Source organism: Klebsiella sp. K47 (assembly GCF_051858335.1).
GTDB lineage: Bacteria > Pseudomonadota > Gammaproteobacteria > Enterobacterales > Enterobacteriaceae > Klebsiella > Klebsiella pneumoniae.
On the sequence record NZ_JBPYUI010000381.1, the window covers coordinates 1 to 226 of the forward strand.

Sequence of the window (226 nt, forward strand, 5' to 3'; positions counted from 1 at the left end):
TTGACGCGCTGCTTCGTGGTCACGGCCAGGATGCGGGTCTGGCCGGTCTTGGCCGAGGTGATGGCGGGCGGAATGCCCGAGAAGATGGCCTGCACCTGGCCGCCCGACACATCGGTGATGGCCGGGCCGTTGCCGCGGTAGGGCACGTGCACCAGGTTCACGCCGGCCTGCTGCGCGAACAGCGCGCCGGCCAGGTGCAGGGTGGAGCCGTTGCCCGACGATGCGT

1 protein-coding gene is annotated in these 226 nt (G+C 70.8%); it reads right to left on the bottom strand.

Annotation, left to right across the window (positions count from 1 at the left end):
• On the bottom strand, nt 1-226 hold a 226-nt coding region (locus tag RRF55_RS28470), incomplete at both ends, for a tripartite tricarboxylate transporter substrate-binding protein (RefSeq protein ID WP_439419366.1).